Origin of the sequence: Aliiglaciecola sp. CAU 1673, from assembly GCF_029223185.1 — a bacterium.
Classification (GTDB): Bacteria; Pseudomonadota; Gammaproteobacteria; order Enterobacterales; family Alteromonadaceae; genus Bowmanella.
This window is the reverse complement of the sequence record NZ_JARHUG010000001.1, coordinates 413,895-435,882: the sequence shown is the minus strand read 5'-3', so window position 1 is coordinate 435,882 and position 21,988 is coordinate 413,895. Positions and strand designations below refer to the sequence as shown.

Sequence of the window (21,988 nt, the reverse complement as noted above, 5' to 3'; positions counted from 1 at the left end):
CGAGTACATTGAAGTTGATTACAACCGGCAAAGAAGGCACAGTGCTCTGGGCTACCTGAGCCCGGAAAACTATGAGAAAAAACTAGCAGCTTAACCGGTGTCCACTTTTACTGGTGCAGATCAGTATCTACTAATGATTTTAAATCAGATTTTTTGAGATCTCTTGCGTCAATATAAATTGGAATAACACTATTCAATAGGGCTTGTTTATATAGAGCCTTCAGCAGTGTCGTCTTGCCTTGCTGTTCTTCTCCAGTCAAAAAATAACGCCCTTTCTGTGAGGCTAGTTTTTTGGATTCAATAATTTCAATTTCTTTAACATCTTGGTCCAGTAGCAGATCAGGCCAGACAAAGACGTCATCCAGTTTCACAGTGTCGACACTTCTATGTGAAAAAGATATCTCAGTTGAGTTCAACCATTCTAATGTACTTTCAGACACCCTTATATTATCGGAAAACTTAAGCTCATTTTGCACAGGTACAATGTTGGGAACAAACTGGGTCATTATGGATCTTAATTTCTTAGTTACATCGACCCAAGCCTCATCTTGGTTGCTCCAGCTAGTGATTGCCAATGCATCCTTGGGAAGTGCCTGAAATTGTGATAAATCAGAAGACTCCCAATCTACAGGTCGTATTATGATGGGAATAAGTTTTGCTGAGCCTTCCTTCTCCTTTTCAATAGCTCTTGCTACTTCTATGTCCATACAATATTCAGACCCTAGAAATTTAGAACTGATCAAAAACAGAATGATGTCCGCACTTTCTAGGTTTTCATCGATATCGTTTTTCCATTTATCTCCGGCATCGATTTTTCGGTCATGCCAAACAGAGATTAACTTATCCCTTTTAAGCATCGACAGGTGATCTTCAAGCTCTTCTCTGAATGCTTCATCTTTATGCGCATAACTAATAAAGACTTTCTTTGTCATTAATAACTTCCTTTTCCACAATCAAAGTGCCTGTATACATTAACATCCAAACTTCAAAACCAGTACTTTAAGCTAATACGTTGGTTATAAAAAAGAGCGTGATAAACAGACCTCATCCAGTTTTCCTATCCAGATTGCCCCTTATCTTCAATAAAAGCAAAGTAGGCTTTAACGCGACTGTCGTCTATGGCCCCTTGCTACCTGTCAGATTTAGCCTAAACCGTCTAGAAAAAGTATCAGATGGGATATAAGCCACTACCGATTAGTCCAGCTTAATCAACTGACGCATCCGCTCCTGCGCGGTTTGCACCAGCAAATCCGGCTGGAATTTCGAAATAAATCGGTCGCAGCCCACCTTCTCTACCATGGCCTGGTTAAAGCTGCCGCTTAACGACGTATTAAGGCAGATAAAGAGATTGCTCATACGCGGGTCGTTTCGCACCTCAGCGGTCAGACGATAGCCGTCCATCTCCGGCATTTCCGCATCGGTAAACATCATCAGGATTTCGTCGGTTACGGTTTTGCCCTCATCCGCCCAGCTTTGCAGCAGCTTCAGGGCTTGTAAGCCGTCCTGACGCTCAATCACTTGCAGCCCCACCTGTTGCAGAGTCTCGCGAATTTGATTGCGGGCCGTACTGGAGTCATCCACGATCAGGACTTTCTTGCCTCTTAATAGCGGCGTCACTTCATCTTCTAGAACTTCCTCCGATATCTCCACATCATAGGAGATGATATCCGCCAGCACTTTTTCCACATCCACTATCTCGACGATTTCCTGGCGTCCTTCATGCTCATAGTGGGTGATGGCGGTAAGAAAATGTTTTCTTCCCGCGGTACTCGGAGGGGGCATAATATCCGACCAGGAAGTGTTGACGATATTGATCACAGAGCCAATCAAAAAGCCCTGCACAGTGCGGTTGTACTCGGTGATAATCACATTACCGCCGGCCGGATCCTCAGCCTTGGCAGGCATACGGATGGCTGCACGCATATCGATGACCGGCACCGATTTACCACGGTAGTTGATAATGCCGCAAAGACTTGGATGGCTGCCCGGCATTTTATTCATCGGCGGGCGAGTAATGACTTCCTTGACCTTAAACACATTGATAGCGAAGATCTGACGCGAGTTGAGCCTGAACATCAGCAGTTCCAGCCGGTTTTCACCTACTAATTTGGTGCGTTGATCGACGGAATCAAGGATCTTGGTCATCAGGGTACAGAAGGGTTCAAGTCAAAAATTTAATGATAATCGCGGGGATTACTGAACGCCACCGCCAATACAGCACTTAAATGGAAACCCCCATGCAATTTCGCACCTTATTCGCAGCACTGCTTCTTAGCTTTTCCAGCTTCCTGTCAGCCACCAACCTATACAGCAATTTTATCGATGATGAGACCTTACGCATGGTGATCCAGGAGCAGGAACGCGGCGAAGATTACTCTCTGCTATTGGTGGTATCGGAAGGCAATCAACAAAAAGTGCCCTTCGCTGTCCTTCAGGCCGCTATCAGCATCGGTGAGCAACTGGGTCACAGCCATTTCGCCTTACTTGGCAGTGAAGACAAAGAAGGCGGTAGCCTGATCCGGGTGTTTTTTACCTCGGATACCAGGGTCGTTCCGACAGAGCGCTTTAAGGGCGAGTTAAGCACTGAAGACCTCAACCGTTTCGCACAGGAAGGCTATATGGAAATCGCCGTGCTAAAGACCCTGATGGGTCTGTAGTGCACGGAACAACCCCAACGTCAGGAGCATCAGCAAGGAGAGTGCAAATCCCTGGCGCAGACGCTTATGGTAAGTGGGATTGCTAAGCCTGGGACCCAGCAAACCGCCCAGACCGAGCCATAGGCTGTCCACCAGGGTTGCACTTAGCATCACCGCCGCTAAAGGCAACCAGGCTACCGAATAAGCCTCGGTATTTTCCAGTGCGAAGCTGGAAAAGATGGCTAGAAACGCGGCGTAGGCCTTGGGATTCAATAGATTAAAGATAAATCCCACTTTAAAACCCGGCGCTGACTGACCTTGATTGTCAGGATCAGGCGCCGGCATTCGGGCTATCTTCAACGCCACATAGCCCAGGTACAAGGCCCCGATTAGTTGGGCGATTATCTGTGCACCAGGCCAAAGCGCAAACAACTGCACCAATCCCCAATAGGCGGTCAGCATTGCCACCAGCAAACCGCAGAGGATCCCGGCCAGAAAAGGCACACCGGCCCTAACACCAAAGCTCAAGCCCACCATAGCCAGGGCAATGGGAGCGGGTCCGGGTGAACCCAGTATAAGCGCGGTAAAGAGCATCAACGAAAGCAGCGATTCCATCTAGATGCCACCCGCTAAGTCGATAATGGTGCCTGTGGCATAAGACGCTTTATCTGAAAGCAGCCAGGCAATGGCCTCGGCCACCTCGGCAGGTTCACCACCACGGCCCAAAGGAATACGGGGCGCCAAACGCTTAACACGATCAGGCTCACCACCATCGGCATGAATGCCGGTATGGATAAAGCCGGGGCGTACGGCATTTACCCTGATACCCTGTCCCGCCACCTCCAACGCCAATCCCCTGGTAAGGCTGTCGATAGCCCCCTTGGAGGCAGCATAATCCACATATTCCCCCGGCGATCCGGTACGGGCCGCCACCGAAGAGACATTGACTATGGCCCCGCCCTGCCCACCTGATAAGCTGGACATGCGCTTTACCGCCTCGCGGCAACACAGAAAAGCGCCGATCACATTCACCTTAAACACCCGCTCCAAGCGGACATTGGTTAATTCCACCACAGGGGATTGGGTCATTAAGATACCGGCATTGTTGACCAGCGCGTCCAGGCGGCCGCAGTGGCTATCAATTTGCGCAAACATGGCCAGTATCTGGGCTTCCTCGCCAAGATCGGCCCGAACCAACATGGCCTGACCGCCACCGGACCGGATATCGGCCAACAGCTTTTGTGCACTGTCTTCATCATGCACATAGTTAATCACAACAAAATAACCTTGCTGCGCGAGCAATTTGGCCGTTGCCGCGCCGATTCCGCGACCGGCACCGGTAATCAGCACCACGGGTTGTGTCATGCATTACGTCCTTTTCTTTTAAGCTTCGCCACCAGTATGACAGCTTTGGCGCTCCAGAAAGTCTTACCACAGAGGCATAGAGGGCACAGAGAGCTTAATCTTTTCAATCCTCTGTGCTCTTCGTGTCTCTGTGGTTATATCTTTAAAAGAAAAAAGAAAGCCGGGCGGACCCGGCTTTGTTCTTTAAAGTTCGATTAGAACTGGTTCATGGTGTTGTCTTTACCAGAAGCTTTCAGTGCCGCATCACCAGAGAAGTACTCTTTGTGATCATCACCGATATCGGAGCCGGCCATATTCTGGTGCTTAACGCAGGCGATCCCTTCGCGGATTTCGCGACGCTGTACACCTTGTACGTAAGCCAGCATACCTTCATCGCCGAAGTAGCCTTTGGCCAGGTTGTCGGTAGACAGGGCCGCAGTGTGGTAAGTCGGCAGTGTGATCAGGTGGTGGAAAATACCGGCTTCTCGGGCAGCATCACGCTGGAAGCTGCGAATCCTGGCGTCGGCTTCCTGCGCCAATTCTGAACTGTCATACTCGGCGCTCATCAGGCTGGCGCGATCATAACCACTTAAGTCCTTACCCTGCTCGGTCCAGGCATCGAATACCTGCTGACGGAAGTTCAGTGTCCAGTTAAAGGACGGGCTGTTGTTGTACACCAGCTTGGCATTAGGTACCGCTTCACGGATACGCTTGACCATGCCGGCAATCTGGCCGATATGCGGCTTCTCGGTTTCAATCCACAGCAGATCCGCACCGTTTTGCAAACTGGTGATACAGTCCAGCACCACGCGATCTTCGCCAGAGCCTTTCTTGAACTGGAACAAACCGGAAGGCAGACGCTTGGGCTTCAGCAGCTTGCCATTGGCTTTAACCACAACATCACCGTTTTGAATGTCTTCGGCACTGTTGATGTAGTCACCGTCCAGGAAGCTGTTGTACTTATCACCCAGATCGCCAGGCGCATTAGTCACGGCGATCTGTTTGGTCAAACCGGCGCCCAGAGAGTCGGTACGGGCGACAATCACACCCTCTTCCACTCCCAGTTCCAGGAAGGCATAACGCACGGCGTTGATCTTGGCCAGGAAGTCAGCGTGAGGAACCGTTACCTTGCCATCCTGGTGACCACATTGCTTTTCATCGGATACCTGGTTTTCAATCTGAATTGCACAGGCACCGGCTTCAATCATTTTCTTGGCCAGCAAGTAAGTGGCTTCTTCGTTTCCAAAACCGGCATCGATATCGGCGATAATCGGCACCACATGGGTCTGGTGGTTATCGATCTGGCTTTGAATATTGGCGGCCTTGGCTTCGTTGCCTTCGGCACGGGCCGCATCTAATTGACGGTACAAACCACCCAACTCACGGGCATCGGCCTGACGCAGGAAGGTGTACAGCTCTTCAATCAGTGCAGGTACCGCAGATTTTTCGTGCATGGACTGATCCGGCAGAGGACCGAATTCGCTACGCAGCGCGGCAATCATCCAGCCAGACAAGTACAAATAGCGCTTGTTAGTGGTGCCATGGTGCTTTTTAATGGCAATCAGCTTCTGCTGACCGATAAAACCGTGCCAGCACCCCAGCGACTGAGTGTAAGCAGCTGGATCGGCATCGTATTCAGCCATATCCTTACGCATAATGGATGCAGTGTAGCGGGCAATGTCCAGACCGGTCTTAAAACGGTTCTGTGAAGCCATGCGGGCGGCATATTCAGGATCAATGGCGCTCCAGGTACGGTTCTTTTCGATCAGGGCTTTGAAGCTGGCGATATCTTGGGCTGACATAGGGTTCTCCATCTTTCTCAATGCGGGCCTTGGCCCCATCTGTTCACACTTTGCTGATTGGTATGGGCAGGCCTTGGAAGGCACGTTTGCCGCATCGGCAGATTTCTGTTGGCGAATCTGTTGCTGACAAGCATAGCCAGGCACCATACAATTCAACCAATTTATAAAAATCATACCGGGCATTAATTCCATGAATATATCTAAGATGGACCTGAATCTGCTGGTCTACTTCGATGTACTGATGCGTGAACTGAGCGTCACCAAAGCCGCCGCTCAGCTCAGTATTACTCAGCCGGCCATGAGCAATGGTTTAAAGCGCTTAAGGGAAGTGTTTGGCGATCCGATTCTGGTGCGCACCAGCGAAGGCATGACACCGACGCAGCGGGCATTGCAGCTGCAGCCCGTGGTACGTGATGCGCTTTCCCGCCTCGAAGCTGCTATTCAGCCGGAAACCGAGTTTGATCCGCTGACCAGTGAGCGTACCTTCCGGATTATGGCCAGCGACTATGCCGAATCCACCCTTCTTCTGGAGGTGGTGCGGGAACTGGCCCATCAGGCGCCCAATATCAGTTTGGATGTGATCACGCCAAGTGATGTAACCTTCCACGATGTGGAGCATGGCAAAGTGGATATGGCCATTAACCGCTTTGAGGAGTTGCCGCTGTCCTTTCACCAAAAGGTGCTGTGGTATGACACCTTCTCCTGTGTGGTCAACCGCCAGAACCCGGTACTTAAACAGTTTACCCTGGACAATTATCTCAAGGCCCAGCATATCTGGGTAAGTAAGACCGGCTATGGCGTGGGTGTAGGCATCGACCCCAATGAAGTGCAGAAGCTTGGCTGGGTGGATGTGGAGCTGAATAAACTCGGGCGTAAGCGTCGTATCCGTGTGTTTACCCGCCATTACCATGTGGCGCTGCAATTGGCCAAAGAGCAGCAGCTGATTGCCACCCTGCCCAGTCGTGCTGCTAAGATTTACCAGGATGATCCCAATATGGCTATTCTGGAGCCGCCTTTCGACATTCCGCCTATCGCCCTGAAAATGGCCTGGAGTGCACTATTGCAGCATGATGCCGGTCATATCTGGCTGCGCCGCCTGATTATGGAAACGGCTCGGGATCTTGAAGGCAGCTAAGGACTATAAACACGATGAATGTTGAACATAGTTTCCATAGGCTCAACAAAGTGGGCGGACCTGTCTAGACTGGCCTTATCCGCGGAGTGCGGCTAAACCCATTCCGACCACCGATAAGCAAGAAGGAACCCGACCATGGCAGCCTATACCCAAATCGGCCAGCTCAGCATTGATAGCGGCCTGTATGACTTTATTGAAACAGATGCTTTGCCGGGCACTCAGGTGGACAGCGGTGAATTCTGGCAAGGCTTTGAGTCATTGCTGCAGGAATTGATGCCACTGAATAAGGCATTGCTGGATAAGCGCGACAACCTGCAGACACAGATTGATAATTATCATCGTGAGCATCCCACCCTGGATGCCGCTCATTACAAAGCCTTCTTACAAGATATCGGCTATTTGCAGCCGCAGCCGGGTGATTTCCAGATTGAGACCACCGATGTGGACGATGAAATTGCCCGCCTCGCCGGTCCACAGTTGGTGGTACCCATCAACAATGCCCGTTATGCCTTAAACGCTGCCAATGCCCGTTGGGGTAGCCTGTATGATGCAGCCTACGGCACCGATGTGCTGGCAGAAAGCGATGGCGCCGAGCGTGGTAAAGGCTATAACCCGGTGCGTGGCCAAAAGGTAATCGAGTTTGCCCGCCAATGGCTGGACAATATTGCGCCGCTGGAAAGAGGCTCCCATGTGGGCTCCACTGCCTATGAAATTGTTGGCAATGATTTATTAGTGACCCTGGCCGATGGCAGTTGCAGCGCCCTGAAAGATAGCGGCGCTTTTGCCGGTTATCTCGGTAGCAAAGGTAAACCTGAGGCCATTTTGCTTAGTCATCATGGCTTGCATGCAGAAATCCAATTTGACGCCTCCCACCCTGTGGGCAAAACCGATCCGGCCGCTATCAAAGACATTCTGTTGGAGTCTGCCCTGACCACCATTATGGATTGTGAAGATTCAGTGGCGGCGGTAGACGGTGAAGACAAAACCCTGGTTTATCGCAACTGGCTTGGCCTGATGCGCGGCACCCTGACTGCCGAGCTTAGCAAAGGCGGTAAAACCATAGTGCGCGACATGGCCGATGATCGCCAGTATAAAGCTCCTCAAAGTGGTGAACTGACCCTGTCCGGTCGCAGCCTGATGCTGGTGCGTAATGTTGGCCACCTGATGACCAACCCTGCTATCCGCTATAAAGGCAAGGACGTGCCTGAGGGTATTATGGATGCGGTGGTGACGTCCCTGATAGCCAAGCACGACTTACTGGGCCTTGGCCGTTTTAAAAACAGCCGTAGCGGCAGCGTGTATATTGTCAAACCCAAGATGCACGGCCCCGAAGAAGTGGCCTTTACCGACCGCTTGTTTAACGGCGTGGAGAGTCTGCTTGGACTTGCGCCTAATACCCTGAAGATGGGGATTATGGATGAAGAGCGCCGCACCAGTTTAAACCTACGCGCCTGTATCCAGGCCGCGCGCCAGCGCGTGATCTTTATCAACACCGGTTTTCTGGACAGAACCGGCGATGAAATTCATACCAGTATGCTGGCCGGTGCCTTTGCGCCTAAAGCCGAGCTTAAAACCATGACCTGGATCCAGGCCTATGAGCGCGCCAATGTGGCGGCTGGTCTGTCTGCCGGTCTGTCCGGCAAGGCGCAAATCGGCAAGGGCATGTGGCCCATTCCTGATCAGATGGCAGAGATGATGAAGCAGAAAATCGGTCATCCCAAAGCCGGTGCCAATACCGCCTGGGTACCCTCACCCACTGCGGCAACACTGCATGCGCTGCATTACCATCAGGTGGATGTATTCGCTATCCAAAGGGAACTAGCCAAAGAGTCATTCGATGGCCGTGACCAGATCCTGCAAGTACCGCTGATGGAAAAAGGCCGTACTCTGACAGCCGATGAGATTGGCCGTGAACTGGATAATAACTGCCAGGGTATTCTGGGCTATGTGGTGCGCTGGGTGCACCAGGGTGTGGGCTGCTCCAAGGTGCCGGATATCAATAACGTGGGGCTGATGGAAGATCGCGCAACCTTGCGTATCTCCAGTCAGCATATCGCCAACTGGCTTAAGCATGGCATTGTCAGCATCAAACAGGTGGAAGCCTCATTGCTGAAAATGGCTGCCCTGGTGGATAAACAAAATGCCGATGATCCGGAATATATCCCCATGGGTCCCAACTACAGCGACACCATCGCCTTCCAGGCCGCCAGTGAGTTGATATTTGAAGGTCATTCCCAGCCCAGCGGCTACACCGAGCCGGTACTGCATAAGAAGCGTTTAGAAATGAAGGCGCTTAAAAAGTAAAAATCAAAGTGAGGCATAAGGAATCAAAATCCTTATGCCTCCCTCCTCTCTTATTTCTTTCTGACAACCAGGCTACCAATGGAATAACCGGCACCGAAGGAGCACAGCAGGCCATAGTCACCCGATTGCATATCCTGATGATGCAGACTAAAGGCAATCATAGAGCCTGCCGAGGCCGTATTGGCGTAGCGATCCAATACGATAGGTGCTTCATCGGCCGAGGCGTCACGTCCCAGCAGACGCTTGGCAATCAGCAGATTCATATTGATATTGGCCTGATGCAACCACCAGCGGCGCACGCCCTCGGGCGTTAATCCGTGCTGGCCAATATGTTCAAGAATATGCTCGGCAGCCATCGGGCAAACTTCTTTGAATACACTGCGGCCATTTTGGTGGAACAGCTTGTCCGCAGAGAAAGGTTCTACATCCTGGGCGCGGGTCACATACCCGAAGTTAGAGCGGATATTATTGGAGTACTGGGTAACAGCCTTGGTACTTAGAATTTCAAAGGCATGCTCGCCTTTGCAGTTCTCACCCTGCTCCACCACCATGGCCGTGGCCACGTCACCGAAGATGAAGTGACTGTCACGGTCACAGTAGTTGACCTGAGGTGAGGTCAGTTCCGGGTTAATCACCAGCACCGCGCGGGCGGTACCTGCTTTAACCATTTCATAGGCACGATGCAGGCCAAAGGTCGCAGCCGAGCAGGCCACCAGCATATCAAAGCCAAAACCCTTAATACCCAATCGGTTTTGCACTTCGATGGCAATGGCGGGATAGGCGCGTTGGGTATAGGCACAAGACACGATCACCGCATCGATATCGGCAGCAGACTTATTGGCTGCCTCAAGCGCCAGCTTAGCAGCATTTACCGCCATTTCGGCCTGCTGTGAGAGCTCATCGTCGCGGCGCTCCGGGATCAAGGGGCGCATGCGCTCAATATCAAGAATGCCTTTTTTGGTATACACAAAGCGGCTTTTAATGCCCGAGGCTTTTTCGATAAATTCAGCGCTAGACAAGGGCTTTGCCGCCACCGCACCATTTTCGATGGCTTCCTGGTGTTTAGCATTAAATTTTTCGGCCCAAGCGTTGTAAGCGCCCACCAACTCTTCGTTACTAATACTAAAGGGCGGGGTCCAAAGACCGCTGCCACTGATGACGACAGATTGGGACATGGGAAATTTCCAAATAGATAGACTCTATTAGCTTACCGGCTGAGGAAAGAATTGTCATGGGCTTGCACCGAAGAAGGGCAAACCAGAGGAGTTAGTTAGCTGTGGTCAGTTTCTGCCAGCGATCCAAAGCCCAGAATCGGTCGCTTCTTCAGAGCTTAACAAGAACAAAAAAACGGCGCCGAAGCGCCGCTTTTTAAAACAAAATAATCAATTAGTTTTGCGCAATTTGCCATACGGTAACAGTACCGCTGACTTCATTGCCGACAACCAACAGCGCATTACCACTGGGGCTGTTTGCCGCAGGTACAAACACCATACCTTCAGGCGCCAAGTCACCCGTAGGAGTAGCACCTTCGGTCAGACCACGGTTAAACACATAGTCTACAAACTGCGTGTTGTAAGGGTTAGTAATGTCATACACGAAGATACCGCCCATGCGCTCCAGACCGATGAAGGCATAGGTACGCTCACCCACTTTACCCACGGTCAGCGCTTCCGGCTCTGGGCCTTTGTTGGCAGAGCGGGAGTCCCCCTCGTTAACGTCATTATCATTATTGAAGGCATTGCCATGTACAGAGGCGGTAATGCGCTCAAAATCATCACCTGAGTCGAATACCACCAGACCATTGGTATCCCAAATGGTGAACGAGCGAGCACCATAGGCGTACAGGGCTTCATATTCTCCATCACCGTCGGCATCACCCAAGGCATCGGTGACTGTCAGACGGCCCAAGGGGAAGTCCATAAAATTGCTAGCCTCCGGGTCGCCACCGGCAATGGTTTCCAGATTGCTGCCGGGAGCAAAGTTCAGGCGACGGGCCTGGGTCTCTTCAGAAAACGCCAGACAACCATCGTCGTCATCCCAATCCTGACCGCCTTTGGCAGTACAATCAGCTTCATCGGTAGCGCTGAAGAAGTATTCGCGGGCATCGCCTTCGTTGGCAGTGACCAGGAAGCTGGCGCCTTTCCATTGATAGGAAGCGATAGAGTCAGGTTGATACATGCCGTACACATCGTCGTATTGACCAAAGCTGACAGTGCCATCTTCGGTGCCGTCGAGCATGTAGTCGCTCCAATCTTTGAAGCCCAAACCGGTGATGGTCACCGTCATATCGGTTAAATCAACCACCGCCAAACCGTTGTTTTCCTGCAGCGTTACATAAGCTTTGGTATTGCTGGCAGTGATGTATTCCGGCTCTAAATCCTGGGCAACGGTGGTATTGATCGCATTGCCGTTGATGGTACGCCCGGTTGGGTTAGGGAAATGCATACCCATGGCTTCCAACTCGGCCTTTTTGTCATTGTAAGAGGTGAAAGTGATATGGTCGGCAGTGGACTCGGGTGAGCCATTAACCAGAATCTCGATAACAGAAACAGAGCCTTCTGGATCCATAGAGTAATCGCTGCGGGGCTCACCTTCGTTGGCCACAATCAGCTTACTGCCATCAGGAGTAAAGGTGACCATATCGGGCAGATAGCCCACTTCTACGGAAGCCACATAATTTGGCGTGCCACCATTAAGGCCGTTGTAAAACAACACTTCACCCTTGGTGCCCTTGTCAGCAGGTACCATAGCCACGGCCATGATGTCGCCGCTAATGGCGATACTGTTGGCCGCTACCAGGGTCTTACCCCTTACATCGGTGCGAAGCGCCAGGTTGGAAGGTGCCAGGTTAACAGTGTTAATGGGATCGGCCATGGCCGTTGTGGGCAGCCCGGCAATGCTCATGAAAGAAACGCTGGGATTTGCTGTTGCGCTGTTCAAAGCATAAATGGTATTGGTGGCCGCATGGAATTGCACAATCTCGGCGGCCCCAGCCGGTGATGAGGGGTTAAGCGCCGCACGGGCGACCACTGACAGGCTGACGCCCATCGAAGCATCGGTACCATTTTGCCCATCCTGACCGGGCGTACCCTGCTCACCTTGCGGGCCCTGAGCCCCTGCCGGCCCTACGGCACCATCGTCACCGTCGAGTCCACAACCTGTGAGTGCGGCGCCGACAAACAGGGCTAATAATCCATACTTGAACTTGTTCTGCGCAGACATAGCGTTTCCTTGGTAGTTGTTAAGTTCTTCTAAGTTCTATTTTTTGGCCCGATATACCCTTGCCACAGATGTTATGCTTTTCCGGCAACCTGAGACGGCAACCGGGCTGGGCCAATGTTCACCAGTTTGTGGTAAGGGTACTAACCTAGTCTGAAAACATGACAGTTTGTGGTCAGTATCAGTAAAGCTGGCGGGGATGTAAAGGGCTATTCGAACAGCTAAGAGGTTGGTAACAGAGGAAAAGATGGGGGGCTAGCCCCCCAACTGCTTTAGAAGAGGTATGTGTTGGCCTGCTGTAAGAGCTTGGAGGCATTCAGCTTACCGGTCACACAGCTCATGATGTCCTGGCGCTTGAAGATGTAGATCTTATCCTGTTTGCTACTCTCTTCTGCGTTGCCGAAATCACGCAAAGCAATGGACAGATGCTCTCCTTCAGGCATAGCCCGCAAGCCCGCCCCATATTTACACAGTACATCGGCAACGCTCTCCTCAAACCAAGCCAGGAAGGCTTTGTGCTGAGCTTGTTTGGCTTTGCGTTGCTGCTCGGCTTGTTGGTTACGTTCCTTTTCAAGCTCGGTAGAATATTGGCTGATTTGCTGTTGGCGCTCTTTGAGTCTGGCCAGTTCCTTTTCCAGCTCTTTACTCTCTTCATCCAGATCCTTGGCGCGATCCTTGTCGGCATGACGGCGTTCAAATTCGAGGTCCTTACGACGTCTCTCATATTCGCGCATCTCCCAACTCAGTTCCCGCTCCTGCTCCCGCAGCTCACGTAGCTTTTCTGAGGAGGCCTGCAGCGCTTCCTTGGCCATACGCATGGCATCTTCGGTGATGGCGTCCACTTCATCATCCATATAAAGATGAAATTCATAATCACCATCATCCATACCGGGCGGAACCGGTGCCACTGGCAACACCTCCATCAACTTGCCAAAGTTAAACTGCAAACCAAGGCCACGTTTGCTGGTATTGATATCCACCAGCACACCTTGCCCGGCAAGATAGGTGGTATCCAGTGAGCGAATACGAATATCTTCTTTGTCCCGATTCTGCTTCAGGACCGTATTCAGGATCCCCGACATCACCTGCAGCTCTTTATTCAGTGCGGGCAAATCCGTTGCTGCATTTGCGCTTTGCACCGTCAGGGCCGTCAGTGCAATGGCCATCAACGTACGTCTCATATCTTACCTCTTTTGCTCTGGCGTCCTGATGGGGGCAGTTACGCTGCCATCGGCGCTGGTTTGGATTTCATCTTGCAGTTGGTTCAACTGGCGGGCATAAAACAGCTGATCATCTTCCCGTTGTTCGTTCACGTATTTGATCAGCTCAGCAAAATCTTCCCGCCGCTCAGTACGGCTGGCGCTGAGTAAATAGGTGGCGAACTGGCTGTTAACCTGCTGCTGTTCCTCCCGCCAATCTTTAACTCTTTGCACCAGCAAGCTCTCTTGCTGGGTTTTAAAGTCAGCCAGTTGACTGGCTACCTGTTGTTCGATTTCCATTTGCCGACCCTTGCCGGCAAAACTGATAGTCAGGCTATCGTTCTGCCACAATACCTCCACGCGAAGCAGTATCAGCGCCAAGGCAAAGACCGACATGGCCATAGACAGCGGTGCCATACCAGACCACTGCCACCAACGTTGCCCAGTCGACACCCTGGGCATAATGCGGGCAGGATCCCAGGACGGCACGGGTTGCTCCTGATATTGTTCAGCTTGGGTTTTAACCCAACCAGCAGTGGCTACCCTGGCCGCCAACGCTTCATCTTGCTCACAAAGTGCATCGAATTCGGCCTGCTGTGCGCTCGTCAGACGCCCTTCCAGATAGAGGCTAAACAGCATTTGCTTATCAGACATAATCCACCTCCAACTGCACTTTTAACTTACCCAATGCTGCATACAGCCGGGACTTTACCGTGTTGCTGGATACCCCCAACTGGGCGGCAATTTCCTCGAAGGTAAACTGACCAAAAAACTTTAGTTCCAGCACTGCTTTCTGCTCCAATGGCAAACTCTGCATAGCGCCAATTAGCTCCTGTTTTCGTCCGTTGGCATTCAGCACCTCACTGACACAATCCCCCTCGGCCACCGGCTCGGTAATCTCATCCAAGGGTTGGTAATGGCGTCGGCGTCGATAAAACTCCACACAGCGAAAGTGGGCGATACTGAACAGCCAACTCTTGAAGCTGCCTTGTGCACGGTAAGACGCCAGATTACGAAATACCGACATAAAGACTTCCTGCATCAGATCCATGGCATCATCGGCATTTCCGGTCATACGCAAGCCGTAGTTGTAAATAGGCTTTTCGTAGCGGCGCACTAATTTAAGCCATGCCCGTTGATGACCATCCAATGCCTTGCTTATTAACTTCTCATCTGTCTGTTCGAACAAGGCGCGCCCCTGTTAGTCGATGTGTCAAATTCCGTTGTTGTTATTAAAGTCGAGGTGACTTTAAAAAAAGTTTGGCCGCTGAGAAAAAAATTTACAGCTATTGCAATGCAGGTTTTGGCATCAGTGGTTGCAGCAGCTCGGCAATACGTCTGAACAGACGCACACGGGTGGTGCCACTGCGCCACACCAGGCCAATTTCCCGGTAAGCTTTATCTTCAGCCGGATAAGAAACCAGTTGTGAGTGAGCCAGGATGTCGCTTTTAAGGGCTAACTCCGGCAGGAAGGTGATCCCCAGTTTACTGTTTGCCAGTTGCACCAAGGTAAACAGGCTGCTGGCGGCCAGGGCGCTGACCTGTTCTTTGTGTTTCAGACCACAAGCACTGACCGCATGGCCGGTCATGCAGTGCTCTTGTTGCAGTAAAAAAACGCTGTCTTTAGGCAGGGCGCTGTAATCCATAGGTGAAGGGAGCAATTTGCAGGTTTGAGGATGCGCCACCAGATGGAAAGGGTCGTGACCGATGACCATTTGCTTGCAGCCCGGCGTCTCCATGGGAAGCGCCAGGATCAACAGGTCCAACTCACCATTGTTCAGCTCCTTCAGCAAATTGGCCGTGGTATTCTCCTGCAACTGCAGATTGAGCTTAGGCAGTGCGTCACCCAGAATGTCAATCAACCCTTCCAACAGAAAGGGGGCAATAGTAGGAATGATCCCCAGCTTCAGCTTGCCAGCCTGCCAGTCACCGGCACTACCGGCGTATTCCAGCAATTCATTAGCCGCATTCAAGAGCGCTTTGCTGCGCTCGACCATTTCCAACCCCAGGGTCGTAAACAAGAAGGTTTTGTGATCGCGCTCCAGCAACTGACATCCCAACTGCTCTTCCAGGTTCTGGATAGCGGTACTCAATGTCGATTGACTGACAAAACAGCGCTGGGCAGCGCGGTTGAAATGTTGCTCCTCGTGCAAGACCACAAGGTAATGTAAGTGCTTAAGATTGGGCCATTTCATATTGGTCTAGTACCCCACAAAAACCGATTAACATTTTTAATATTGTTCAATTTAACAAATCAAACAAGACCTCAAACAAAAAATCCCGGCAACGGGCCGGGATCAAAAAGATGGCAGATGGGACTTGGCCAGACCAAGTTTAACCATCCGATGTCTGAGCAATACTAATCAAGATACTTTATACCGATTAACTGACATACGCAGTCTCGCCGCCTGTTCAGCAACCATATCGCTGGCTTCTTTATTGTGATCAGATACATGATTAGCTTCATCGGCCAAATCTCTGATACGTACGATATTTTTGCTTACATCAGCTGAGACGGCACTTTGTTCTTCGATAGCAGTAGCCACCTGCGTTGTCATATCCATAATCTTATGCACATCCTGAGTGATTCTGGTTAATACTTCTCCCACTCTGGCGGCTTGTTGGGCGCTTTCACTGCCCTGCTCACGGCTGACGGTCATCATTCCAACGATGGTCCGTGTGCGTTGCTGTAAGTTCTCCACTATATTGGCGATCTCGGTCGTACTGGTTTGTGTGCGCATCGCCAAATTTCTTACTTCATCGGCCACAACCGCAAATCCTCTTCCCTGCTCTCCTGCCCTGGCAGCCTCGATTGCAGCGTTGAGGGCAAGCAAATTAGTTTGCTCTGCTATACCTCTGATAACGTCCAATACCGAGCCTATGACTTCACTGTCTTTTTCCAACTCAGCAATCACCGTAGCCGATTGCGCCAACTGGCTGGAAAGTGACTGGATTTTTTGGATGCTGTTAGTCACTTCTTGCGCGCCCAATTCGGCATTCTGACCACTTTCCTGTGCGGTTCTGGCTGTGATATCGGTATTGCTTGAAATATCATTTATGGCATGCCCCATTTCAGTGACGGCAGCCGCTACCATATCGGTTTCCTGTAGTTGCATCTGCATATCCGACGACGTTTTATCGGCACTTTGCGCCAGTTCGGTGGCAGCGCTACTTAGCATTTCTACAGATTGGTTTATCTCCACTACCAAATGACGAAATGACGCTATTAATTGGTTGACGTCCTTAGCCATTGTCGCCAATTCGTGTTTACCTGCGACATTCACCTGAAGCGTAAAATTATCGTCTCGTTGAATACGGTTAACGGTGTCACACACAGCCTGAATAGGCAGCAAAATACTTCTGGAAAGGGTCCAGGCCAAAAAGGCCACAATCAGAGAAACTATCAGCGTCAACACCGTAGCCAGGCCGTTGCTCCAACTCCGATGTTCCGCAATTTTCTCCCGCGCATCTGCCGTGGTGGCCTTTAAGGCCTCTTCCGTTGTATGAATAGTTGCTCGCAGTTGTCCCCTGATACCGCTATTTTCATCAAGACCGATCCGGACCTCGCTGTCGACCAATTGAAAAAACTTAGCGGCATAATCATCCAGTAATCCATTGACCATATTGCGTCTGGCATCAGACCAATCTGCAGATTGCACTTCCTTCTTCAGCTTCGCCAGGTTGCTGTTGAAGGTGTCTATATACTTGCTGTCTCTGCGCAACATAAAATCTTTTTCGTTTCGCCTGAGTTGCAACATACCAGCAAGGGTTGGATAAGACTGATCTTTCTCTAATTCGGTTTCCACCTGATGCACAGCATCTCGCAGCGCGCCATAAAGACCATCTTTATGGTCTAACCCAATACGTTGCTGTTGTTGCGATAACTCCCGCATGCTTTGCTGATAGCTGGCAAAGGTCTTACTCAGCTTTTCGAGATTGTCGGTAGCTATGGAAAATGCCGAAAAATGCCCACGCAAACTGTTTATCAGCTCGTTGATGCTGGCCATTTCCTTCTCAAATCGCTCGATATATTTAAGATCTTTTCTGGCCAGAAAGTCCTTCTCATGTCTGCGTAACATCAACATGGATGAATTAAGCTGTTCGGCCTCAACCGCTGCATCTGCCAAACGGGAAAGATTGCCGCTGGCGTACCTCAGCAACAGAAACATCATGAAGATGGCGACCAATACAATGGCGCCGTTGGCATATAAACGGTTTTTGATTGTCATCACCAACACCTGCTTTGTGATCCTAAGTCATAACCGGGGGGAAACACCCGTAAACAAAAAAGCCCTACTACATATCCTAGGAATGCAGCAGAGCTTTTCATTAATTGAAGATAGCCGAGCTAACTCAATTCGCCTATTTTCTTTTGAAAATCAGTTATATTGTGGGAAATGACAAACCTCACATAAGCAAGAACCGAGCTTATTAAAACTTGTGCTCCAAGCCAACGGCCAACCAAGATTTATCTTCCTTACTGTCCCACTCCTGCGCAGTGTAGAAAATAAAGGCCTTGGTCTTGCTACCCAATTTGTAGTCAGCGCCAACCGAAGCGGTGTAATCATCTTCCAGTGCCTGATATTGAGCTTTATAAGTTAACTTATCGTGCTTGAACGCACCGCTGACCATCCAGCCTTGCTTCTCAGATCCACCGTCTTGTAACTCCTGCTCCTGAAGCATCGCTCCCAGCACCAGACTATCGAACTTGTACTGTGCGGACAGTCGCACAATATCGTAGCCAGCCACATCTTCATCCATGGCCAGTGATGCGTACAAATTGCCCTGCTTGAGCTCTTCATCACCATAAAATACGGCGGCGGATACCCCACTATCGCCCTCTGGTTCATCCTCTGCCAGATAGGTCACACCGACACGAAAGTTATTAAAGGCAGGACTGATATAACTAACATTGTCACCGAGGCGATTTTCACCTTTCCATACGGCTTTTATGTCCGCTTCATAGTCATTGAATTGATCAATTTTGCCTTGAGAGAGCTTGAGCATGGTATCCCTTCGCCCTAAGGTCAACTCACCTAAATCGCCACGCAACCCCACAAATTGGTTTCGCGCACTGATATTGTCGCTTCCTGAGATATCAGACAGATCTACTTGCCATTCAATCTGATAGAAGGCTTCCAGATTGCCCTCCAACGCATACTGTCCCTGAACGCCAACCCTTGACGCATTACTTTTTAGTTCTGAAAAAGATCCTTCCCCTTCATCGGCCATCTGAAATGACAGGTTTGCCTTGCCATACACCTCAAGCGCTGTATTTTCCGCATAGAGTGTCGTGGACACAGATGTGGCGACAGCCAATAAAACGAGTTTCTTCATTTAGTTGCCCCAAAGCGAAGTGCTGCTCTTTGAACAGCAGGTTGATTTTTGCAAAGCGGCGATATTATGACAGAAATGTGACATTTTTATGAATTTTTAAAGACTGGCGAAAGTCAGTCATTCACGAGCAAGGGAAGGATATACACAGAAATCCGGAAAAAAAATCCCGGCACGAGGCCGGGATTTGGTGAATTGGAGTCGTTATTGCTCTCAGGCAAAGATTCCCTTCAACATAAAGAAGAAAATGATCGAGAGTCCTGCGCCGACCGGTAAGGTTACCACCCAAGACACTACGATATTGCGCACAACCCCCAAATTCAATGCGGCAATACCACGAGCCATTCCCACCCCCAACACGGCACCCACCAGGGTTTGGGTGGTGGAGATTGGCAAGCCGGTACCAGAAGCCACAACAACGGTTGAGGCTGCAGCCAATTCGGCGGCAAAGCCACGGCTGGGCGTCAAATGAGTAATACCCTTACCAATGGTTTGCATTACACGGGTACCGAAAATGGCCAAGCCCAATACAATACCGAAGGCACCCAATGGCAGGATCCACCATTCCAGTACCGCTTTTTTGGCAATCTCACCACCGGAGTTCACCACGCTCACCACTGCGGCCAAAGGCCCGATGGCGTTGGCGACGTCGTTTGAACCATGAGCAAAGGCCATACAACAAGCTGTTACAATCATCAGAAGGGCAAAAACCTTTTCTACACTGGCAAAGTGCATGCGGCGGTCGGCCTTTTCATCAATCTTAATGCGGTTAATAAAGTACTTACCGACTATGGCTACCGTGATAGCAATACCCAAAGAGATTAAATAGGCTTCAGTTGTACCTAACTTTAGGCCAACGTGCTTCAAACCTTTTGTAATGGTCACCAATGACATTACAAAACCGGCAAAGGCCATATAGAAAGGCACATAGCGTTTGGCATTGGCAAAGGGGTTTTCGGTATCGAAAATCAGCTTTTGCGCACTCATAAATATCATATAGGCGAGGATACCGGATATTGCGGGTGTCACGATCCAACTACCGACTACACCACCGACTTGCCCCCAGGAGACAGAATCAATACTAACGCCCACTGCAGCGAAGCCGACGATAGCACCGATAATAGAGTGAGTGGTGGAGACCGGCCAACCAAGATATGAAGCGATGACCAGCCAAATACCGGCAGCCAGCAATGAGGCAATCATACCAAAGACCAAGAGTTCAGGATGAGCGACAAAATAGCCGCTGTCGATTATCCCTTTTCTGATGGTATCGGTTACCGCACCACCGGCCAGATATGCCCCGGCAAACTCGAAAATCATGGCAATAATAATGGCCTGCTTGACCGTAAGTGCCTTGGAGCCCACAGAGGTGCCCATGGCGTTAGCCACGTCATTGGCACCAATACCCCAGGCCATTAGGAAACCCACAACCGCAGCAGTGGCTATCAGCATGAAGCCGTATGTAGATAGAATATCCATTGTAGTGCTTCCTTAACTAGCGAGCATCAATTCTAGGCGGGAGCCTACACGTTGAGAGATATCGGCCAGATCGCCGATCCAATCGATGATGTTGTACAGAAAAATCACATCAACCGGGTTGAGCTGCGTCTCAATGGCTCGCAGATCCTTACGTAGCTGGACTTGTAATTTGTCTGTATCGTCTTCAATCCTGTCGAGCTCTTCAATCATATGCTCGACCACTTTCACTTCGCGACCTTTGAATCCGGTTTCAAGCAATTCATCCAGTTCGTTGGTCACATTCTTAGCTTGCTGAGTAGCATCAACACAACGGGCTACATAGGCCATAAACTGAGGTTGTAATGTTGCCGGTACTTCTAATTCACGTCCTAATACACGACCAGCAATGTCTCTAGCACGATTGGCTATCTTGTCTTGCTTACTTAGCAGCTCGAGCAAGTCGTTGCGCTGAATAGGCATGAAAATACCTGCGGGCAAATTCACTCTCAGTTCACGCTTGAGGTCATCTGCCTTGCGTTCAAGATCAGCAATGTCTTTCTGCTGCTTAGCGGCTTCCTGCCAATCACATCTGAACACGGCATCAAAAAAGGGAATAAGTCCCTGGCTACACAAATGCACGGTATCGATATGTTCTTCAAGAGGTTTTAGCGGTGACTTCGCAAAGACCTCCAGGAAGGAATTGTTTGACATAAATGGCACTTCTTTACCCCTTAGTACTATAAATTGGCGAAGCAATCGCTGAATTTTATGAACAAATTATTGCAGTTTTATGACAACAGATTCTGCAAGAAGCTAGCGTAATTCTTTAAGCTTCTCTTCTATGGCCGTCCTTGAAACATGGCGTATATCCTTGCCATTAACCATGTAAATAATGTACTCACAGATGTTTTTGCACCTGTCACCCACACGCTCCAAAGCTCTCATAGCCCAGAGTATTTCTAACCAATGGGGCATCAAATCAGGATCTTGCTGCATTTCAAGCACCGCTTGGGTCAACAGCTGTTTGTACTGCTCGTCAATTTCCTGATCTTCAAGATGTAACTTTAGTGCGGCTTGCTCATCCAGGCGAGCAAAGGCATTCAAAGTTTGGCGCAACATTTCCATTACGTGATGACCTGTGTCGATCATACCTGTTTTAATGTCTTCGGACACAGGTAAGTTACCTTTCACTATCAACCTGGCAATCCGCTCCACATCATCACCAATGCGTTCTATATCAGTATTCACCTTGATAATGGTCAAAACTAATCGGAGATCCCCGGCCGCAGGATGACGTTTGGCGATAATACGCATGCATTCCTCATCAATCTGCATTTCCATGGAATTGACCATAATATCGTTAAGCATGACCCGTTCGGCCAGCCCCCGGTTATTGTCCCGAAGTGCAGCCAAAGCATCACAAAGCTGCTGCTCCACAGCTCCTCCCATGGTGAGGATAGAGTTTTTCAGATTTTCCAACTCGGTATTGTAACGGCCTGAAATATGCGTATTGAGTTTTAGTCTTTGCATCGCTATGTTCCAATGTGGCGCCCGAAA

At 50.3% G+C, this 21,988-nt stretch carries 20 protein-coding genes; 4 read left to right on the top strand and 16 right to left on the bottom strand.

The window, feature by feature from the left end; genetic code table 11:
• Window positions 1–94: IS3 family transposase (locus P2G88_RS01810; protein WP_275793917.1), on the top strand; the 94-nt coding region annotated here is incomplete at its 5' end.
• A 13-nt stretch (window positions 95–107) separates the two neighbouring features.
• Here P2G88_RS01810 and P2G88_RS01805 read toward each other — a convergent pair.
• Window positions 108–932, bottom strand: coding sequence for a toll/interleukin-1 receptor domain-containing protein (locus P2G88_RS01805; protein WP_275793904.1), 825 nt, complete (start codon window positions 930–932; stop codon window positions 108–110).
• 262 nt (window positions 933–1,194) lie between these two features.
• The gene (locus tag P2G88_RS01800) at window positions 1,195–2,145 is read right to left on the bottom strand and encodes a chemotaxis protein CheW (RefSeq protein ID WP_275793903.1); all 951 of its coding nucleotides are present in this window, start codon (window positions 2,143–2,145) and stop codon (window positions 1,195–1,197) included.
• A 92-nt stretch (window positions 2,146–2,237) separates the two neighbouring features.
• Between P2G88_RS01800 and P2G88_RS01795 the strand changes: the two genes are divergently transcribed.
• Window positions 2,238–2,657, top strand: coding sequence for a hypothetical protein (locus P2G88_RS01795; RefSeq protein ID WP_275793902.1), 420 nt, complete (start codon window positions 2,238–2,240; stop codon window positions 2,655–2,657).
• On the opposite strand, the gene P2G88_RS01790 is transcribed toward P2G88_RS01795, so the two are convergent.
• The 3 genes from P2G88_RS01790 to P2G88_RS01780 all read right to left on the bottom strand — a co-directional run bounded on the left by P2G88_RS01790 (window position 2,634) and on the right by P2G88_RS01780 (window position 5,782).
• Window positions 2,634–3,251: a LysE family translocator gene (locus tag P2G88_RS01790; RefSeq protein ID WP_275793901.1), complete on the bottom strand. Its 618-nt coding sequence runs from the start codon at window positions 3,249–3,251 to the stop codon at window positions 2,634–2,636. The two genes, P2G88_RS01795 and P2G88_RS01790, sit on opposite strands and share 24 nt — an antisense overlap.
• Window positions 3,252–4,001: a glucose 1-dehydrogenase gene (locus tag P2G88_RS01785; protein ID WP_275793900.1), complete on the bottom strand. Its 750-nt coding sequence runs from the start codon at window positions 3,999–4,001 to the stop codon at window positions 3,252–3,254.
• Between the two features lie 194 nt (window positions 4,002–4,195).
• Entirely contained in the window at window positions 4,196–5,782 is a 1,587-nt protein-coding gene (locus P2G88_RS01780) for an isocitrate lyase (RefSeq protein ID WP_275793899.1), read from the bottom strand.
• Between the two features lie 190 nt (window positions 5,783–5,972).
• Between P2G88_RS01780 and P2G88_RS01775 the strand changes: the two genes are divergently transcribed.
• Both P2G88_RS01775 and P2G88_RS01770 read left to right on the top strand, forming a co-directional pair.
• On the top strand, window positions 5,973–6,917 hold the full coding sequence (locus P2G88_RS01775) for a LysR family transcriptional regulator (protein WP_275793897.1): 945 nt from the start codon (window positions 5,973–5,975) through the stop codon (window positions 6,915–6,917).
• Window positions 6,918–7,052: 135 nt separating this feature from the next.
• Complete coding sequence (locus tag P2G88_RS01770) at window positions 7,053–9,221, top strand: malate synthase G (protein ID WP_275793895.1); 2,169 nt, start codon at window positions 7,053–7,055, stop codon at window positions 9,219–9,221.
• Between the two features lie 50 nt (window positions 9,222–9,271).
• Here P2G88_RS01770 and P2G88_RS01765 read toward each other — a convergent pair whose 3' ends face one another.
• The 11 genes from P2G88_RS01765 to phoU all read right to left on the bottom strand — a co-directional run bounded on the left by P2G88_RS01765 (window position 9,272) and on the right by phoU (window position 21,961).
• Window positions 9,272–10,396, bottom strand: coding sequence for a beta-ketoacyl-ACP synthase III (locus P2G88_RS01765; protein ID WP_275793894.1), 1,125 nt, complete (start codon window positions 10,394–10,396; stop codon window positions 9,272–9,274).
• Window positions 10,397–10,607: 211 nt separating this feature from the next.
• Window positions 10,608–12,443 carry a choice-of-anchor I family protein gene (locus P2G88_RS01760; protein WP_275793893.1) on the bottom strand — a complete coding sequence of 612 codons (1,836 nt, stop codon included), beginning with the start codon at window positions 12,441–12,443 and terminating at the stop codon, window positions 10,608–10,610.
• 269 nt (window positions 12,444–12,712) lie between these two features.
• Window positions 12,713–13,621, bottom strand: a complete 909-nt coding sequence (locus P2G88_RS01755) for a hypothetical protein (RefSeq protein ID WP_275793892.1) — start codon at window positions 13,619–13,621, stop codon at window positions 12,713–12,715.
• 3 nt (window positions 13,622–13,624) lie between these two features.
• Window positions 13,625–14,293 (bottom strand): hypothetical protein, encoded by a 669-nt coding sequence (locus tag P2G88_RS01750; RefSeq protein ID WP_275793891.1) that lies wholly within the window; start codon window positions 14,291–14,293, stop codon window positions 13,625–13,627.
• Complete coding sequence (locus P2G88_RS01745) at window positions 14,286–14,828, bottom strand: RNA polymerase sigma factor (protein WP_275793890.1); 543 nt, start codon at window positions 14,826–14,828, stop codon at window positions 14,286–14,288. The genes P2G88_RS01750 and P2G88_RS01745 overlap by 8 nt, the downstream gene beginning before the upstream one ends.
• A 97-nt stretch (window positions 14,829–14,925) precedes the next feature.
• On the bottom strand, window positions 14,926–15,834 hold the full coding sequence (locus P2G88_RS01740) for a hydrogen peroxide-inducible genes activator (protein WP_275793889.1): 909 nt from the start codon (window positions 15,832–15,834) through the stop codon (window positions 14,926–14,928).
• A gap of 168 nt (window positions 15,835–16,002) precedes the next feature.
• Complete coding sequence (locus tag P2G88_RS01735) at window positions 16,003–17,868, bottom strand: methyl-accepting chemotaxis protein (RefSeq protein ID WP_275793888.1); 1,866 nt, start codon at window positions 17,866–17,868, stop codon at window positions 16,003–16,005.
• A 202-nt stretch (window positions 17,869–18,070) separates the two neighbouring features.
• Window positions 18,071–18,976, bottom strand: a complete 906-nt coding sequence (locus P2G88_RS01730) for a porin (protein WP_275793887.1) — start codon at window positions 18,974–18,976, stop codon at window positions 18,071–18,073.
• Between the two features lie 210 nt (window positions 18,977–19,186).
• Window positions 19,187–20,452: an inorganic phosphate transporter gene (locus P2G88_RS01725; RefSeq protein WP_275793886.1), complete on the bottom strand. Its 1,266-nt coding sequence runs from the start codon at window positions 20,450–20,452 to the stop codon at window positions 19,187–19,189.
• 12 nt (window positions 20,453–20,464) lie between these two features.
• Window positions 20,465–21,142 carry a TIGR00153 family protein gene (locus tag P2G88_RS01720; RefSeq protein WP_275793885.1) on the bottom strand — a complete coding sequence of 226 codons (678 nt, stop codon included), beginning with the start codon at window positions 21,140–21,142 and terminating at the stop codon, window positions 20,465–20,467.
• 102 nt (window positions 21,143–21,244) lie between these two features.
• Entirely contained in the window at window positions 21,245–21,961 is a 717-nt protein-coding gene (gene phoU, locus P2G88_RS01715) for a phosphate signaling complex protein PhoU (RefSeq protein ID WP_275793884.1), read from the bottom strand.
• Window positions 21,962–21,988: the final 27 nt, after the last annotated feature.

Excerpts from the sequence above, each read along its gene's own strand:
- P2G88_RS01750 (WP_275793891.1), bottom strand. The coding sequence starts at position 14,293 with ATGTCTGATAAGCAAATGCTGTTTAGCCTCTATCTGGAAGGGCGTCTG.
- P2G88_RS01775 (WP_275793897.1), top strand. The coding sequence starts at position 5,973 with ATGAATATATCTAAGATGGACCTGAATCTGCTGGTCTACTTCGATGTA.
- P2G88_RS01790 (WP_275793901.1), bottom strand. The coding sequence starts at position 3,251 with ATGGAATCGCTGCTTTCGTTGATGCTCTTTACCGCGCTTATACTGGGT.
- P2G88_RS01765 (WP_275793894.1), bottom strand. The coding sequence starts at position 10,396 with ATGTCCCAATCTGTCGTCATCAGTGGCAGCGGTCTTTGGACCCCGCCC.
- P2G88_RS01785 (WP_275793900.1), bottom strand. The coding sequence starts at position 4,001 with ATGACACAACCCGTGGTGCTGATTACCGGTGCCGGTCGCGGAATCGGC.
- P2G88_RS01725 (WP_275793886.1), bottom strand. The coding sequence starts at position 20,452 with ATGGATATTCTATCTACATACGGCTTCATGCTGATAGCCACTGCTGCG.
- P2G88_RS01770 (WP_275793895.1), top strand. The coding sequence starts at position 7,053 with ATGGCAGCCTATACCCAAATCGGCCAGCTCAGCATTGATAGCGGCCTG.
- P2G88_RS01805 (WP_275793904.1), bottom strand. The coding sequence starts at position 932 with ATGACAAAGAAAGTCTTTATTAGTTATGCGCATAAAGATGAAGCATTC.
- phoU (WP_275793884.1), bottom strand. The coding sequence starts at position 21,961 with ATGCAAAGACTAAAACTCAATACGCATATTTCAGGCCGTTACAATACC.
- P2G88_RS01730 (WP_275793887.1), bottom strand. The coding sequence starts at position 18,976 with ATGAAGAAACTCGTTTTATTGGCTGTCGCCACATCTGTGTCCACGACA.
- P2G88_RS01735 (WP_275793888.1), bottom strand. The coding sequence starts at position 17,868 with ATGACAATCAAAAACCGTTTATATGCCAACGGCGCCATTGTATTGGTC.
- P2G88_RS01795 (WP_275793902.1), top strand. The coding sequence starts at position 2,238 with ATGCAATTTCGCACCTTATTCGCAGCACTGCTTCTTAGCTTTTCCAGC.
- P2G88_RS01755 (WP_275793892.1), bottom strand. The coding sequence starts at position 13,621 with ATGAGACGTACGTTGATGGCCATTGCACTGACGGCCCTGACGGTGCAA.
- P2G88_RS01760 (WP_275793893.1), bottom strand. The coding sequence starts at position 12,443 with ATGTCTGCGCAGAACAAGTTCAAGTATGGATTATTAGCCCTGTTTGTC.
- P2G88_RS01720 (WP_275793885.1), bottom strand. The coding sequence starts at position 21,142 with ATGTCAAACAATTCCTTCCTGGAGGTCTTTGCGAAGTCACCGCTAAAA.
- P2G88_RS01740 (WP_275793889.1), bottom strand. The coding sequence starts at position 15,834 with ATGAAATGGCCCAATCTTAAGCACTTACATTACCTTGTGGTCTTGCAC.
- P2G88_RS01780 (WP_275793899.1), bottom strand. The coding sequence starts at position 5,782 with ATGTCAGCCCAAGATATCGCCAGCTTCAAAGCCCTGATCGAAAAGAAC.
- P2G88_RS01800 (WP_275793903.1), bottom strand. The coding sequence starts at position 2,145 with ATGACCAAGATCCTTGATTCCGTCGATCAACGCACCAAATTAGTAGGT.